Origin of the sequence: Carnobacterium sp. 1290_CSPC (assembly GCF_001053265.1) — a bacterium.
Taxonomy (GTDB): domain Bacteria; phylum Bacillota; class Bacilli; order Lactobacillales; family Aerococcaceae; genus Aerococcus; species Aerococcus urinaeequi.
Window position 1 is genome coordinate 1 of sequence record NZ_JVVG01000066.1, and the last position, 2,597, is coordinate 2,597.

Sequence of the window (2,597 nt, forward strand, 5' to 3'; positions counted from 1 at the left end):
TTATGATAATGGAGATTCCTCTTTTTTTGAAGTCATCAGTCCTATATATTGTAGAGCCGAAAATCATGACCTATTCATTTATTGTACAATTGTTATGCAGACTTTACGAGACAATTTCTACTTAATGATTTCAGTGTGGAAACACCGTGTCATATGCTGAAGCATAGTGTCCCCTAAATCTGTAAAGGTTGCAACACCATTAGCATGGACTTTCGTTTGAAAACCATAGGCATCTGCCCCACTAACCGTATTGAAAACACAAATATCTGTGGTTACACCAACAACATGGACTGTATCAACGTCTTTATCAAGCAATAAATCCGCCAAACCAGTATTAAAGAAGCTATTGTAATTTTCTTTAGGTAGGTATGTGACCAATTCATTGTCTTGGTTGGCTTGGAACCAGTCTTGCAATTCACCATAAAGTGCTTGTCCTTCTGTACCCACCACATTATGGGCTGGCCACAATTTAAAGTGGGGATCATCCACTTGATGAGCGTCCATAGCCACGACCACATCCTTCCCTTGGCTGATAAAGTCTTCTGCCAGAGATTTAATGTAGGGAACGATGGCTTGACCTGGTTGGCCAACGGTTAATGAACCGTCTGGTGCCACAAAATCGTTACTCATATCTACAATGATTAATGCTTCTTTATCCATGAAATCAACCCCTCAATCGTCATTTGTATCATTCTTTGAAAAATGAATTTGCATTTCTGTACGCAATATTTATCTTTGTTTTATTTGTTTCTTAGCTCGGTAACAAATTCTTCTATTTTGTCCATGGCAATCGTCAATTCTTTAATTGAGTATGCGTATGAGATACGTAAGAATCCTTCCCCACCCTCACCAAATGCTGAACCTGGCACAACCGCCAGTTTCTTCGCATCAAGGAGTGCTATGGCAAATTCTTCACTGGTCATATCAAATTCACGAATGTCAGGGAAGGTATAGAAAGCCCCACGTGGTACGAAACAAGGAAGGCCCATATCACGGAAACGGCCTAATAAGAAGTTACGACGTTTTAAATAGTCTTTCCGCATCGCATCTACATCGTCATCACAATCTTCTAAAGCCACAACTGACGCATATTGCGATACAGTTGGCGCAGCCATAATCGTGAACTGGTGGATTTTCAACATTTGTTCCACTAAAACTTCTGGTCCACACAGGTAACCAATTCGCCACCCTGTCATTGAGAAGGCTTTAGCAAATCCGTTGATGTAGATTGTCCGTTCTTTCATCCCTTCAAACGAAGCGATTGATGTGTATTTATCTTTGGCGTACCAGATTTCAGAATAGATTTCATCCGTTAAGACATATAAATCATGTTTCTTAATGACGTCAGCCAACTTTTCCAACTCTTCACGCGTTGCCGCTGCCCCAGTTGGGTTGTTTGGATAGTTTAAAATAATAGCCTTTGTCTTATCTGTAATTAATGCTTCAATATTTTCCGGCTGTAAAATAAAGTCGTGCTCACTTGGTAGCTTCACTGGTACGGGAATCCCGCCAGCAAGCTTAATTGACGGTGTGTAAGATACGTAAGACGGATCCATACACAATACTTCATCACCTGGGTTAATTAATCCACGACAAGCAAGGTCAATGGCTTCAGAACCACCAACAGTGACAATCACTTCCGTTTCCGGATCATAATCCAAGTCATATTTGCGGTCTACATATTTTGAAATCGTACGTCGCAATTCAATTAAACCTGCATTGGCAGTATAATAAGTTTTACTTTTTCTAATGGCCCGAATCGCTTCTTCACGAATTGACCAAGGCGTTGGAAAGTCAGGCTCCCCTACACCAAGCGAAATCACGCCTTCGATTTCATTGGCAATGTCGAAAAAACGTCGGATACCAGAAGGTTCCATGTCAATTACGGTTTTATTTTGAGATTTTGTCATTGTGAGATCACCATACGCCCGCCATCTTCTTTGATATCTTTATAGACAACCCCTTGTTCTTTATAGCGGTTCATTACAATGTGGGTTGTTGTAGCGCTAACTTCGTCGATAGCTGCTAATTTAGAGATAAATTTAGAGATATCTACCATCGTTAAACGCTTGGTTAATAATAGAAAATCATAAGTACCTGACATCAAGTATAAAGATTCTACTTGGTCATATTGGTAAATGGTTTCTGCAATGTCTTGATAAGATACACCATGGTGTAAATCGACATTGACTTCTACCATCGCTGATAGCAAGTTGTCATCGGCAACGTCCCAGTTGATCATGGTGTGGTAGCCGGCAATCACGTTATCTTTTTCATAAGCAGCGATTTGCGCAACGACTTCTTCTTCGTTAGCTTCAATCATGTTAGCAATAGTTTTAGGTGCTAATCGCGCATCCTGCGCTAAGATAGCTAACAATTCTTTTTTCTGTTCGATGTTCATTTTTATCCCTCCAAAAACGACATAACTTGTAGCCTTAAGCATACTTTTAAAGTGAAATTTTGTCACTTCATTTGAATAATTTTAATAAAAATTTTTGATTTCACCCCAATTTCAAAAACGCTTCCTCTTCTAGTATATATCAACTACTCTCTGTTAAAACAGAGAGTTTGTCCTAAACATGGTGGTTGTACAAACG

3 protein-coding genes are annotated in these 2,597 nt (G+C 39.6%); all 3 read right to left on the reverse strand.

Annotated features, from left to right (window positions below; translation table 11 throughout):
- Window positions 1–117 precede the first annotated feature (117 nt).
- Window positions 118–660: a cysteine hydrolase family protein gene (locus AC973_RS05790; protein ID WP_003140832.1), complete on the reverse strand. Its 543-nt coding sequence runs from the start codon at window positions 658–660 to the stop codon at window positions 118–120.
- Window positions 661–740: 80 nt separating this feature from the next.
- Complete coding sequence (locus AC973_RS05795) at window positions 741–1,910, reverse strand: pyridoxal phosphate-dependent aminotransferase (RefSeq protein WP_048728475.1); 1,170 nt, start codon at window positions 1,908–1,910, stop codon at window positions 741–743.
- Entirely contained in the window at window positions 1,907–2,401 is a 495-nt protein-coding gene (locus AC973_RS05800; protein WP_016896378.1) for an Lrp/AsnC family transcriptional regulator, read from the reverse strand. The genes AC973_RS05795 and AC973_RS05800 overlap by 4 nt, the downstream gene beginning before the upstream one ends.
- Between the last annotated feature and the right edge of the window lie 196 nt (window positions 2,402–2,597).

Bases quoted from the DNA above. Each gene is read 5' to 3' on its own strand.
- AC973_RS05800 (WP_016896378.1), bottom strand. From the start codon at position 2,401: ATGAACATCGAACAGAAAAAAGAATTGTTAGCTATCTTAGCGCAGGAT.
- AC973_RS05790 (WP_003140832.1), bottom strand. From the start codon at position 660: ATGGATAAAGAAGCATTAATCATTGTAGATATGAGTAACGATTTTGTG.
- AC973_RS05795 (WP_048728475.1), bottom strand. From the start codon at position 1,910: ATGACAAAATCTCAAAATAAAACCGTAATTGACATGGAACCTTCTGGT.